Origin of the sequence: Bradyrhizobium niftali (assembly GCF_004571025.1) — a bacterium.
Lineage (GTDB): Bacteria > Pseudomonadota > Alphaproteobacteria > Rhizobiales > Xanthobacteraceae > Bradyrhizobium > Bradyrhizobium niftali.
The window spans coordinates 19719-31782 of sequence record NZ_SPQT01000020.1 but is presented as its reverse complement, the minus strand read 5'-3'; the positions used below and the strand labels follow the sequence as shown (position 1 = coordinate 31782).

Here is a 12064-nt window from a genome sequence, read left to right as displayed (position 1 = left end):
ATGTTCATCGCCATGAATCGTTTCCAGGTGAAGAAGGGCGCGGAGACCGCGTTCGAAACGGTCTGGGCCACGCGCGAATCCTATCTCGGCAGCATGCCGGGCTTCGTCGAGTTTCACTTGTTGAAGGGCCCCGAGGCCGAGGACCACACGCTCTATTCATCGCACACCGCCTGGGTCGACAAGGCGGCGTTCGAGGCCTGGACGCGCTCCGAGGAATTCCGTCGCGCCCATGCCCGCGCCGACAACCGGACCGGCGAGAGCCTCTATCTCGGCCATCCCAAGTTCGAGGGCTTCGAGGTGATCCAGAGCGAGCGCAAGGCCGCGGCCGCCTGAGGTGGCGACGCAGGAGAGGAGCTGGACATGCTGAGCACCGACCTCGCCGATCTCAAGGCGTACATGGCCGACAATCCCGGCGCGGTGATTGAGGACGTGGCGCGGAAGCGCAAGGTCACGGCGCGTGCGGTGATCGAGGCGCTGCCCTCGTCGATGGTGCGCATGGGAGGCGGCGAGCATTTTGCCGCCGCCATGCAGGACGTCGCACAATGGGGCGAGGTCACGCTGATCGTGCACACGGATGACGCGATCTTCGAATTCACCGGCTCAATCCCCGCGGGCGAGATCGGCCGCGGTTATTTCAACCTGATGCAGCCGAAGGGCCTGCATGGCCATCTCCGCCACGAACGCTGCGCAGGCGTCGCCTTCGTCGAGCGCCCCTTCATGGGCAAGAATTCGGCCTTCATTGCCTTCGTCAATGCCGACGGCGGCATCATGTTCAAGGTCTTCGTCGGCCGCGACGAGACCCGTGCGCTGCGTGGAGACCAGCTGGCGCGGTTCCGCCAGCTTGCGGACCGGATCGCGGCGCCGCCCGCGGCATAGCTTCCCTCTGTCTGTCGGGAGATCAGGATGCAAGGCAATTCCAGGCTTCGGCACGTGATCGTAGCAATCGCGCTGGCGCTCGCGCCGGCTCCGGCCTTCGCGATCGACGAAGCGCTGTTGCCGCGCAATCTGTCGCCCTGGGGCATGTTCGTCAGCGCCGATATCGTGGTGAAGGCGGTGATGATCGGGCTGGCCGTCGCCTCGCTGGTGACGTGGACGGTGTGGCTCGCCAAGACCGTCGAGCTGCGCCGCAAGAGCGCGCTCGCCGTGCAGCGGACGCGCGCGCTCGAGGGCAAGATGAAGCTGGCGGAGGCGGCGGAGCGGACCTCCGACGCGCATGATGCGGTCGCCCAGCTGATCCAGTCCTGCGCCAAGGAGGCGGAGCTCTCCGGCGGCATTGTCGATGACGGTCTTCAGGAGCGCGTGGCGCTGCGGCTGGAGCGGGTCGAGGCGGCGATGTCCAGGCAGATCGCGCGCGGCACCGGCGTGCTCGCGACCATCGGCGCCACTGCGCCGTTCGTCGGCCTGTTCGGCACGGTCTGGGGCATCATGAACGCCTTCATCGGCATCTCCGAGAGCCACACCACCAGCCTTGCGGTGGTCGCGCCCGGCATTGCCGAAGCGCTGCTCGCCACCGCGTTCGGCCTCGTTGCCGCGATCCCGGCGGTGGTCATCTACAATCATCTCGTCCGCGGCATCGCCAATTACCGTGCGCTGCTTGGGGACGCCTCGGCACAGCTCATGCTGCTGGTCAGCCGGCAGCGCGACCACAGAGAGTTCCGCCTGTCGCGGGCGGCGGAGTAGGCCATGGCCGCAAAGCTCGGCGCAGGTTCGGGATCGCCGCTCAAGCGCGGTGACCCCAGTGATCTCGACCTCACCCATGAGATCAACGTCACGCCGTTCATCGACGTGATGCTGGTGCTGCTGATCATCTTCATGGTGGCAGCCCCGCTCGCCACCGTCGACATCGGCGTCGAGCTGCCGGCGACCGCGGCCGAGCCGGCGCCGCGGCCGGACAAGCCGGTCTTCGTCACCGTGAAGCCGGACCTGTCGATTGCCGTCGGCGAAGACGTCGTGGCTCGGGAGGCGCTCACCTCGTCGCTCGACACCGCCACCGGGGGCCGCAAGGGCGAGCGTATTTACCTGCGCGCCGACAAGGCGGTCTCCTACGGCGATCTGATGGACGTGATGAACACCCTGCGCAACGCCGGGTATCTTAAGGTCGCCCTCGTCGGCCTCGACGGACGCAGCTGATGACCGCGAACGCCTTTGCCCTGCATGAGCCACTCGGCGAGCGCGAGGGCGCACGCTGGGGTGTCTCGGCCGCGGTGATCGTGGCGTTGCATCTTGCCGCCGTGCTGCTTGCGACGAGCTGGCTCAGGTCGCAGCCGGAGCAGGGCGTCAGCCTTCCGGCGATCTTGGTCGATATGGCGCCGGTGACCTCGGCGCCGCAGCCAATGCCGGACGACGTCGCGCCCGGGCCGGTGATGCAGGAGGCCGACGCTTCGCCGCCGGAGCCAGCGCAGCGGCAAATGACAGAGGAAACCATCGCGCCGACACCGCCGCAGGACAAGCCCGACGTCGTGGCACCGCCTGAGCAGAAGCTGGAGCCGACACCAGCCAGGCCCGAACCCGCGAAGATCGCGCCGGTCGAAAAGCCTGCGCCTGACAAGCCGAAGATCGTTCGCCGCGAGGCAAAGAGGCCCTCGGATGCCACGCCCGCGCCGCGCACCAGCGCGCCGCCGCGCGCCGAGCGGGAGGCGCCGATGGCGTCGGCGATGAGCACGGGCGCGGTGGCCTCGGCGATCGCGTCCTACAATCAACGCGTCCGCGCGCATTTGATGCGCTTCCACCAATATCCGTCAGCAGGCGGCGGTCAGCGCGGCGTTGCCAGGCTGAGCTTCACCCTCAGCCGCAGCGGGCAGGTCATGTCCAGCCGTCTCGGTGGCTCCTCCGGCGTCGCCGCCTTCGACGCCCAGGCCATGTCGATGATCCGCCAGGCCTCGCCGTTTCCGCCGATTCCCGACGAGATCAAGAACGGCGCGATGAGCTTTTCGATCCCGGTGGAGTTTACGGTGAGGTAGCTCCGCTGTCATGCCCCGCCTGGTGCGCAATTGCGCACGGGGGCGGGGCATCCAGTACTCCGCGGCCTCTCGATTCAAGTACTCCTGTCACGGAGTACTGGATCGCCCGGTCAAGCCGGGCCATGACCGTGTTGAGAGAGAGAAGGGCCTTACTTCGCCTTCAGGAAATCCGCGACCTCGAGCAGCATGAACTCGTCGTCGTCGGCCTTGTTGGGATCGCGGCTGGACGAGAACGGCAGGTTGTTGTCGTTGCCGACGATGATGTGGGTGTCGTCGACGCGATCGACGTTCTCGATGGTGAAGAACGGGAAAGTGTAGACGCCGTCATTGAGCGGCTTCTTCGCCTTCTTGTCGGGATCCCGAATCTTCATGAGGTCGATATAGCCGATCTTGCGCACGGGCCTGCCGACATTGGCGTCCGAAAGCTCGATCTTGTAGACGCGCTTGAACTTGGCGAGATCGGGGAAGCAGTTGTCGCCGCGCTGGCCTTGCGGGCAGGCCTTGTCGGCCGTGCCTTCGCCATTGTCGCGCTCGATGACGAGGCCGGCCGTGGGATCGATCATGTTGAAATCGCCGATGGCATTGCCGTTCTGCTCGAACACGTATTGCCAGTAGCGGCCGGTGAACTTTTCAGCAGTGACGTCGAACTCGAGGATGCGGGAGGCTTCCTTGCCGTCAACCTTTTCCCAGTCCTTCTTCTCGGAGTCCCACAGCGGGCCCTCGAGCAGGCCGTAGAGGAACTTGCCGTCCTTGGACGAGGCAAAGCCCTCAAAGCCCTTGGAGCGGCGGAGGTTGACGTTGGTGTAGGTCGCACCCGGCGCGCCCGGTGTCGCCACCGCCCAATGATCGGGCGAGCGCACCGGCTTGCCGTCGGCAACCGTCTCGAACAGCCCGAGGATCTTGCCTGATTTGTCGGCCTTCAGGATGTAGGGGCCGAACTCGTCGCCGATCCAGAACGTGTCGCCGATGATCTGGAACCCTTCGGTGTCGAAGTCGGAGCCGGTGAGGTAGCGCTTCTGGGTATCCTCGTGCACGATGCGGAACGGCACCTTCTTGTCGGGGTCGTGCAGGAAGATCGTCTCCTGCCGCTCGATCTTGCCGCCCGCCCAATCCATCTTGTAGCGATTGAGATACAGCATCGAGTCCGGCGAGTTGGCGCGCGCGCCCATGCCGTTGTCGGTGATCACCCAGAAGCTGCCGTCGGGCATGTGCTTGATGCCGGAATGGCCCTGGAGCGGCTGGCCCTTGAACGGCAGCGACACGCCGGTCGCCCGCTCAGCGGACTTGCCCATCACGGTGCCGAGCGCGTCGACGCGCTTGCCGGTGGTGTACTTTCCGGACGTCTTGAGATCGGCGGGCGCATCCGCCGGCGCGTCGATGAAGGTCTCGGCCGGCATCACCACGTGGCCGGCGAGCTTCGCCGGGAATTCGCCCTCGCTCTGCGCGAGCGCCGTGCTGGCGGTGAGAATGATCGTTGCGACGGTGCTGAGAAAAATCGCGCGCATGTGCGTCTCCTGTTGGCGGACGCACGCGTTATGCGGATCGCTTGTTGCAGTTTTGTGAAACCGGGCCAAACGCCGCAGCGGCCGGCTACTCCTTTACCGCGCCGGTCAGCGAGGACACGTAATAATCCACGAACAGCGAGTAGAAGACCGCAACCGGCAGCGAGCCGAGCAGCGAGCCCGCCATCAGCGCGCCCCACTGGTAGACGTCGCCGGTGACGAGCTCGGTCAGGATCGCGACCGGCACGGTCTTGTTGGCGCCGCTCTGGATGAAGGCGAGCGCGTAGATGAACTCGTTCCAGGACAGCGTGAACGAGAAGATGCCGGCCGAGATCAGGCCGGGCACCGCGAGCGGCAGCGTGATCCGGCGCAGGATCTGGAGCCGCGTCGCGCCGTCGACCAGCGCGCATTCCTCGAGCTCATAGGGGATCGACTTGAAATAACCGATCAGGAGCCAGGTGCAGAACGGCACCAGGAAGGTCGGGTAGACCAGGATCAGCGCTATCGGTGAGTCGAACAGGCCGAACTGCACCACCACGGTGGCGAGCGGGATGAACAGGATCGACGGCGGCACGAGGTAGGCGAGATAGATGCCGAGGCCCACATAGGGACTGCCGCGGAAGCGCAGGCGCTCGATCGCATAGGCGGCAAGCGTGCTCGCGACCAGCGACAGCGTGGTCGAGCCGATCGCAACCAGCATCGTCGTCCACAGCCAGCGCGGATAGGCGGTGTCGAACAGCAGATGCTTGATGTGCGCCAGCGTCGGCGAGGAGATCCAGAACGGATTGTGCGCCTTGTAGTTCATCAGCTCGGCGTTCGGCTTGAACGAGGTGATCGCCATCCAGTAGAACGGAAACAGCAGGATCAGCACGAAGCAGCCGAGCGGCAGGTAGATCATCATCAGCCGCCGCAGCCCGGAATCCCAGGCCATGGTGTCAGGCGCCGCCTTCGCGTCGGCAGTGGGTTGCGCGACGGTGTCAGTCATTGCTCTCTCCCTGCTGCCATTTGCGGCGCGCCAGGCCGAAATAGGAGAACAGCGTCGCGAACACCAGGAACGGGATCATCGACACCGCGATCGCGGCGCCTTCGCCGAGCTCGCCGCCGGCAATGCCGCGCTGGAAGGCCAGCGTTGCCAGCAAATGGGTCGAGTTGCCGGGGCCGCCACGGGTGATGGCGTAGACCAGCTGGAAGTCGGTGAAGGTGAAGATGATCGAGAACGTCATCACGATGGCGAGGATCGGCATCATCATCGGGAAGGTGATGTAGCGGAAGCGCTGCCAGGCGCTGGCGCCGTCGAGCATCGCGGCCTCGTACAGCGAGGGCGAGATGGTCTGCAGGCCCGCCAGCAGCGAGATCGCGACGAAGGGAATGCCGCGCCAGATATTGGCGGCAATCAGCGAGAAGCGCGCCGGCCAGGGCGAGCCGAGGAAGTCGACATTGCTCGATCGCCAGTGCAGCACGTCGACCAGGAGATAGGAGATGATCGAGAATTGCGGATCGTAGATCCACCAGAACGCTAGCGCCGAGAGCACCGTCGGCACGATCCAGGGCAATAGTATGATCGCACGCAGCAGGCTCTTGAACGGAAAATGGTTGTTGAGCAGCAGCGCCAGCCAGAAGCCGAGCGCGAACTTCCCGAACGTCGCTATGCCTGTGTAGACCACACTGTAGAACACCGCGTTCCACCACAGCGGGTCGGTGAGCAGATACTGGAAGTTCTCAAGACCGACGAAGACGCCTTTGCGGCCGATCGTGGTGTCGGTGAAGGCGAGCCAGATGCCGAGGCCGAGTGGATAGGTCAGGAACACCGCGAGCAGCCCGATCGCGGGCGCAAGGCACATCGCGATCAGGAACGGCTTGTAGTCGAACAGACGGACCAGCCAGCTTGGCTGCCGGTGGGCGAGGGCGAGAGGGGGAAGTGTGGTCACGGACATCAGGGTTTTGTCCTGTCGTTGAACGTCGTCACACCGTCATTGCGAGCGTAGGGACTTGTCCGCCGAAGCGGAAGGCGGAAGCAATCCAGTCTGTCTCCGCAGTGGAAGTCTGGATTGCTTCGTCGCTCTGCTCCTCGTAATGACGATCCGTTACTTCTGCCGCCGGAAGTACCGTTTGCAGCGCTGTTCGGCTTCTGCGGCCGCGGCCTCCGGCGTGGCAGCGCCGGTCGCGACGGACGCGCACATCTGAATCAGCACGTAGTCGGCGCTGACGGCACCGGTCGCCGTCGAGATCGGCCCCCTGTAGCCGTCATAATAGGTGCTGTTCATGGTGTCCTTGAACAACTTCACCTTGGGGTCCTGCGACCACACGGCGGCATCGGCATAGGCGGCCAGCGGCTGGGACCAGTAGCCGGAATTGGCATTCAGCCACGGCTCGTACTGGTCCTTTTCCAGCATGTATTGCAGGAAGGCCTTTGCGGCGTTGGGATACTGGCTGTGCTTGAACACCATGGCGTTCAGGGTCAGGCCCGCCATCGGCGAGATCTTGGCCACGCCCTTCGGCAGCAACTGATGCTCGCTGTCGTCGGCAATCGCCTTGGTCGCCGGATCGTTCTTCAGCGAGAAGTACAGCGAGACGCCGTTGGCGGTCAGCGCGATCTCCTGCGAGGAGTAGGCGCGGTTGTTGCTGACGTCGTTCCACGACGTCGTACCGGCGATGAAGGTCGGGTAGAGCTGCTTGACCCAGTTCAGTGCGGCGATCGTCTCCTTGCTGTTGATGATGACGTTGCCCTCTTCGTCGAGCAGAGCGGCGTTGTGTGACCACAGTGCCCAGTTCGCAAAACCGTTGCCGTCGCCCTTGGCGTTGCCGAGCGCGAAGCCGGCTGGCTTGCCGGCCTTCTGCAGCTTCTGGCAGAGGTCGACGATGCCGGCGTGGTCTTCCGGCACCTTGTCGAAGCCGACCGATTGCAGGATCGACTTGCGGTAGATCAGCGGACCTGCGGTGGCGCCGAACGGCAGTCCGATCCAGGCGTCGCTCTTGTTCCTCTTGCCGTAACGCTGCGCCAGCGGCAGCCAGCCGCCGTAACGCTTGCCGACATAGTCGGCGACGTCGGTCAGCTCGATCAGCTTGTCGATGTAGATGTGCGGTGCATCGGAGAAGCCGATGATGATGTCGGGACCGGCACCGGAATTGGCTGTTACCGCGGTCTGCTGGTTGATGTCCTCCCAGCCGACGAAGTCGACCTTGACCTCGACCCCGGTCTCCTTGGTGAATTTGGCTGCATTGGCGCGGAATACGTCTTCGTCGGCCTGGACGAAGCGCACCGGCCGCAGCATGCGCAGGGTTGCGCCCTTCTCGATCGGCAGTTTCGGTGCGGGGACGTCCGCGGCCTTGATCGTGGATTGGGCGTGCGCTGCAACACCGGTTGCCGCGAGTGTCGCAGCGGACAGGCCCAGCGCCAAGGCGTCACGACGTGTGAGGTCGTTCCTCATCAGTTCCTCCCTGTTGTCTCCCTTCCCGGCGTTGATCGCCGGTGAAGGGCCGTTCCGGTTTCCGGCGCGTCGTGCGGCCGGCCGCCTAGCTGTTCGGCCCGCGATCCATGCTGACGGGCTGCCAGCGGCGGAGCGCGGTGCTTTGCAGCACCGACGGATTGACGCAGCTTACCGGCCACATGCCCTGAAGCACCAGTGACAATTCGTAGCCCACGCGGCGCTTGCGTGCCTCGTCGAACCGTGCCGAGGCCGAGGCGACATGGGCGGTCAGGGTCACGTTCTCCATGCTGAGGATGGGATTGTTGTGCGAGGGCGGCTCCTTCTCCAGCACGTCGAGGGCGGCGTGCGCGATCCAGCCCTCTTGCAGCGCCTTGATCAGGCTCTCCTCGTCCACCGTGGCGCCGCGGCCGGTGTTGATGAAGATCGAGCCCTTCTTCATCTGCCGGAAGTGCTTCTCGGTCAGCATGTGATGCACCTCGGGCCGCGCGGGCGCGTGCATCGACACGAAGTCGGATTGCGACAGCACCTCGTTCAGCGTCGCGGGGATGACGCCGTGGTCGTACATCAGCGTTTCCTGGATGAAGGGATCGTAGGCCATCATGCGCAGGCCGAACGGCGCGGCGCGCTTCGCAACTGCACGCGCGACGCGACCGAACGAGATGAAGCCGAGCGTCTGGCCCATCAGCCGCGGGATCTTCAGCAGCGCCGGCCGGCCCTCGGCCCAGCGTCCGTCGCGCACCATCCGGTCCTGCTCGACCAGGCGGCGGAAGCCGGCAAGCAGCAGCATCATGGCGTGGTCGGCGACCTCCTCGATGAAGGTGTCGGGGATGTTGGTGACGGGAATGCCACGTGCGGTGGCGGCCTTCACATCGACACTGTCCACGCCGACCGAGCCGAGCGTGATGACCTTGCAGCTCTCCAGCGCGTCGATGATCGACTTGGTGATCGGGATGCCCTTGGCGTAGATGGCGTCGGCGTTTTTCGCGGCGGCGATGAACTCAGCCTCGTTGGCCGGGGCCTCGACGATCTCGGCGTCGATCGGATCGAGCGCCTCGCGCTCGTAGGAATAGTCGCTGCCCGCGACCGTGAAGCTCGCGCCCTTCGGCGTCACCACCCTGTATTTCGGCATTTCCTGCTCCCGATTTGGTTTGTCGGTTCTTGTTACGACCCGGCCTTCTGGGCGGGCCTTTGCGTCTTTTACGCGAAATCGGGGTGCATGCGTACAATCGCCGGTTGCTCGCTTGACCATTATTCGCAGCTTTCCGTAGCGCCGTCAGGGCTTCTACGGAGGCACGTAAGTAACTTGCTAAGGGATCGCACACTAAAAGTTGATTCAAATAAAAAGGTCTGCGCGCGAGTCCGCGCCACCCGAGGAGCCCATCGTGAAGTTGAGCAATCTGAAGATCGCGCCCAAGCTTGGCATCCTTGTCGGTGTGACCCTGTTCGGCCTGTGCATCTCCGGAGTTCTCGCCGGATATCTGATGAAGCGCGAGATGGTGAATGCACGCATCGACCAGACCAAGGCGATTGTGGAGATGGCCCGCAACTATGCGGCTGCCGTGATGAAGCGCGTCAGCGCCGGCGAGATGACCAAGGATGCCGCGCTCGCGGATCTCCGCCGCTACGGCAACTCCATGACGTACGACAAGAACTCCGGCTATCTGTTCGGCACCACCTATGACGGCATCACGCAGCTTGCGCCGGATCCGAAGGTGATCGGCCAGAACCGCATGGACGTGGAGACGAACGGGCGCAAGCTGTCCCGCGAGATCATGGACGGGGTCAAGGCCAGCGGCGAAATCCTGCTGTTCTATGAATACATGAAGCCCGGCCAGGAGAAGCCGATCCGCAAGCTCGGCTACGCGGTCGCCGTCCCCGGCTTCGACATGTATCTCGGCACCGGCGCCTATCTCGAGGATATCGACGCCAAGATGGGGCCGATCTACTGGCTGCTCGGCCTCGCCATGCTCGGCATCGTCATCGTCGCCGGCAGCGTCGCCTGGCTGATCGGCCGTAGCATCAGCCGTCCGCTGGCGCTGCTCGGCGCCCGCATGAAGGATCTCGCCGACGGCAAGCTCGAGGGCGACATTCCCGGCGTCGGCCGCGGCGACGAGGTCGGCGCGATGGCCGCGACCGTTCAGATCTTCAAGGACAATGCGGTCCGTATTCGCGACCTCGAGAAGACCGAGGCGGACGCCAAGGAACGCGCCGCGGCGGATCGTCGCAGCGCGATGGAAGAGATCGCCAAGGACTTCGAGCGCAGCGTCAACGGCATCGTCCGCTCGGTCTCCTCGGCCGCGGCCGGCATGCAGAGCACGGCGCAATCGATGACGGCGACCGCGAGCGACGCCTCCTCGCGCGCGGCGACCGTCGGCGCGGCCTCGCAGAAGGCCTCGGGCAATGTCGGCACGGTTGCCGCGGCCGCCGAAGAGCTGTCGAGCTCGGTTGCGGAAATCTCCCGCCAGGTGACGCGTTCGACCGAAGTGGCGAGCCGGGCGGTCAACGACGCCGAGCGCACCAACGCCACGGTGCAGGAGCTCTCCACCGGCGCGGAGAAGATCGGCGAGGTGGTCAAGCTCATTCATTCGATCGCGGCGCAGACCAATCTGCTCGCGCTCAACGCCACCATCGAGGCGGCGCGCGCCGGCGAGTCCGGCCGCGGCTTCGCCGTCGTCGCCTCCGAGGTCAAGGCGCTCGCCAACCAGACCGCGAAGGCCACCGAGGAAATCTCCGCCCAGGTCGCGGCGATGCAGACCTCGACCAGCGATGCGGTCGCGGCGATCGGCGGCATCACCCAGACCATCGCCGAGATGAGCGAGATCACGGCGGGCATTTCCGCCTCGATCGAGCAGCAGGGCGAGGCGACCCGCGAGATCGCCCGCAACATCCAGTCGGTTGCGGCCGGCTCGAGCGAGATCAATGCCAATATCGGCAGCGTCACCTCGGCCGCGGCAGCGACCGGCTCTGCTGCCACCGACGTGCTCACCAACGCCCGCGAGCTGGACAGCCAGTCCGGCGCGCTGCGCAGCGCGGTGGACGGCTTCCTCGCCAAGGTGCGTGCGGCGTAAGTCTTGCTATCATGCCCCGCGAAGGCGGGGCATCCAGTACGCCGCGGCCTCTCTGTTCGAGCCTCGCTGTCTCTGGAATGCTGGATCGTCCGCCTTCGCGGACGATGACAGCTACTGCTTCTCGATCTTCGCGTTCGTGATCAGCTTTTCCCACAGCACCAGCTGCTCGTTCACGAAGGTGCCGAGCTGTTCCGGCGTGCCTGAGAAGGCATCCATGCCGAGGGTGGCGAGTTGCGCCTTGATCTCCGGCTTCTCGACGATCTTCCTGATCTCGGCGTTGAGCCGCGTCACGATCTCCTTCGGCATGCCGGCCGGACCGAAATAGCCCTGCCATGAGGAGATGTCGAAGTCCGGCACGCCGGCCTCCTGCATCGAGGGCAGGTTCGGCACCAGCGGAGAGCGGTCCTTGGTGGTGACGGCGAGCGCGCGCAGCGCGTTGCCGTTGACGTGCGGCAGGCCGGTCAGGATGTCCACGAACATCATCGAGACGCGGCCGCCCATGACGTCGTTGAGCGCCGGCGGCGAGCTCTTGTAGGGCACGTGCAGTAGGTCGAGCCCGGCATTGTGCGCGAACGTCGCACCCGACACGATCGCCGAGGACGAGCCCGAGGCGTAGCTCAGCTTGCCGGGATTGGCCTTGCCATAGGCGACCAGCTCGCCGACGGTCTTGGCCGGCACTTCGGGGTGAACGACCAGCATGAAGGGCAAGTCGCCGGTGCGCGCGATCGGGGTGAAATCCTTGACCGGATCGTAAGTCAGGCTCTTGAGCAGGTAGGGATTGGCCGAATGTGTGGTGTTGGTCGTCACCAGCAGCGTGTAGCCGTCGGGTGCGGCGCGTGCGACAAAGGTCGCGGCGATCATGCCATTGGCGCCCGCCTTGTTCTCGATCACGATGCCGACGCCGAGTGCCTGCGACAAATGCTGCGAGATCAGCCGCGTCGTGGTGTCGGTGCCGCTGCCGGCAGCAAACGGCAGCACCAGCGTGATGTTGCGGCTGGGGTAGTTGTCGGCCTGTGCGGCGGTCGAGGCGGCAAGGCAGAGCGCGGCCGTGCCGATGGTGCGCAGGTTTCGCATCAGCGCTGAAAGCATGTGTGGTCGTTCCCTCT

12 protein-coding genes are annotated in these 12064 nt (G+C 65.1%); 6 read left to right on the top strand and 6 right to left on the bottom strand.

Features of this window, described 5'->3' with window-relative positions:
* The 5 genes from hmuQ to E4K65_RS29270 are packed head-to-tail and all read left to right on the top strand — an operon-like array spanning nt 1 to nt 2960.
* Nucleotides 1-333: a heme-degrading protein HmuQ gene (gene hmuQ / locus E4K65_RS29290; protein ID WP_135177091.1), complete on the top strand. Its 333-nt coding sequence runs from the start codon at nt 1-3 to the stop codon at nt 331-333.
* Nucleotides 334-360: 27 nt separating this feature from the next.
* Nucleotides 361-876 (top strand): heme utilization cystosolic carrier protein HutX, encoded by a 516-nt coding sequence (hutX, locus tag E4K65_RS29285; RefSeq protein ID WP_135177090.1) that lies wholly within the window; start codon nt 361-363, stop codon nt 874-876.
* 27 nt (nt 877-903) lie between these two features.
* Complete coding sequence (gene exbB / locus E4K65_RS29280) at nt 904-1680, top strand: tonB-system energizer ExbB (protein ID WP_135177089.1); 777 nt, start codon at nt 904-906, stop codon at nt 1678-1680.
* A gap of 3 nt (nt 1681-1683) precedes the next feature.
* Nucleotides 1684-2130, top strand: a complete 447-nt coding sequence (gene exbD, locus E4K65_RS29275) for a TonB system transport protein ExbD (RefSeq protein ID WP_135177088.1) — start codon at nt 1684-1686, stop codon at nt 2128-2130.
* Nucleotides 2130-2960, top strand: a complete 831-nt coding sequence (locus E4K65_RS29270; protein ID WP_135177087.1) for an energy transducer TonB — start codon at nt 2130-2132, stop codon at nt 2958-2960. Before exbD ends, E4K65_RS29270 begins: the two co-directional genes overlap by 1 nt.
* 149 nt (nt 2961-3109) lie before the next feature.
* Here the strand turns inward: E4K65_RS29270 and E4K65_RS29265 are convergent, their stop codons facing one another.
* From E4K65_RS29265 to E4K65_RS29245, 5 genes are all read right to left on the bottom strand, one after another.
* Nucleotides 3110-4465: an esterase-like activity of phytase family protein gene (locus E4K65_RS29265; protein WP_135177086.1), complete on the bottom strand. Its 1356-nt coding sequence runs from the start codon at nt 4463-4465 to the stop codon at nt 3110-3112.
* An 85-nt stretch (nt 4466-4550) separates the two neighbouring features.
* Nucleotides 4551-5447, bottom strand: coding sequence for a carbohydrate ABC transporter permease (locus E4K65_RS29260; protein ID WP_135177085.1), 897 nt, complete (start codon nt 5445-5447; stop codon nt 4551-4553).
* The gene (locus E4K65_RS29255) at nt 5440-6396 is read right to left on the bottom strand and encodes a carbohydrate ABC transporter permease (RefSeq protein WP_135177084.1); all 957 of its coding nucleotides are present in this window, start codon (nt 6394-6396) and stop codon (nt 5440-5442) included. Before E4K65_RS29255 ends, E4K65_RS29260 begins: the two co-directional genes overlap by 8 nt.
* A 150-nt stretch (nt 6397-6546) precedes the next feature.
* Nucleotides 6547-7890 carry an ABC transporter substrate-binding protein gene (locus E4K65_RS29250; RefSeq protein ID WP_135177083.1) on the bottom strand — a complete coding sequence of 448 codons (1344 nt, stop codon included), beginning with the start codon at nt 7888-7890 and terminating at the stop codon, nt 6547-6549.
* A gap of 85 nt (nt 7891-7975) precedes the next feature.
* Entirely contained in the window at nt 7976-9019 is a 1044-nt protein-coding gene (locus E4K65_RS29245; RefSeq protein WP_167771252.1) for a C-terminal binding protein, read from the bottom strand.
* Nucleotides 9020-9272: 253 nt separating this feature from the next.
* Here E4K65_RS29245 and E4K65_RS29240 point away from each other — a divergent pair, with 253 nt between their 5' ends.
* Complete coding sequence (locus E4K65_RS29240; RefSeq protein ID WP_135177081.1) at nt 9273-10958, top strand: methyl-accepting chemotaxis protein; 1686 nt, start codon at nt 9273-9275, stop codon at nt 10956-10958.
* Nucleotides 10959-11069: 111 nt separating this feature from the next.
* Here the strand turns inward: E4K65_RS29240 and E4K65_RS29235 are convergent, their stop codons facing one another.
* The gene (locus E4K65_RS29235; protein WP_027544914.1) at nt 11070-12047 is read right to left on the bottom strand and encodes a Bug family tripartite tricarboxylate transporter substrate binding protein; all 978 of its coding nucleotides are present in this window, start codon (nt 12045-12047) and stop codon (nt 11070-11072) included.
* Between the last annotated feature and the right edge of the window lie 17 nt (nt 12048-12064).

Coding starts and splice junctions, on each gene's coding strand:
- exbB (WP_135177089.1), top strand. CDS start 904: ATGCAAGGCAATTCCAGGCTTCGGCACGTGATCGTAGCAATCGCGCTG.
- exbD (WP_135177088.1), top strand. CDS start 1,684: ATGGCCGCAAAGCTCGGCGCAGGTTCGGGATCGCCGCTCAAGCGCGGT.
- hmuQ (WP_135177091.1), top strand. CDS start 1: ATGTTCATCGCCATGAATCGTTTCCAGGTGAAGAAGGGCGCGGAGACC.
- hutX (WP_135177090.1), top strand. CDS start 361: ATGCTGAGCACCGACCTCGCCGATCTCAAGGCGTACATGGCCGACAAT.
- E4K65_RS29245 (WP_167771252.1), bottom strand. CDS start 9,019: ATGCCGAAATACAGGGTGGTGACGCCGAAGGGCGCGAGCTTCACGGTC.
- E4K65_RS29235 (WP_027544914.1), bottom strand. CDS start 12,047: ATGCTTTCAGCGCTGATGCGAAACCTGCGCACCATCGGCACGGCCGCG.
- E4K65_RS29250 (WP_135177083.1), bottom strand. CDS start 7,890: ATGAGGAACGACCTCACACGTCGTGACGCCTTGGCGCTGGGCCTGTCC.
- E4K65_RS29260 (WP_135177085.1), bottom strand. CDS start 5,447: ATGACTGACACCGTCGCGCAACCCACTGCCGACGCGAAGGCGGCGCCT.
- E4K65_RS29255 (WP_135177084.1), bottom strand. CDS start 6,396: ATGTCCGTGACCACACTTCCCCCTCTCGCCCTCGCCCACCGGCAGCCA.
- E4K65_RS29270 (WP_135177087.1), top strand. CDS start 2,130: ATGACCGCGAACGCCTTTGCCCTGCATGAGCCACTCGGCGAGCGCGAG.
- E4K65_RS29265 (WP_135177086.1), bottom strand. CDS start 4,465: ATGCGCGCGATTTTTCTCAGCACCGTCGCAACGATCATTCTCACCGCC.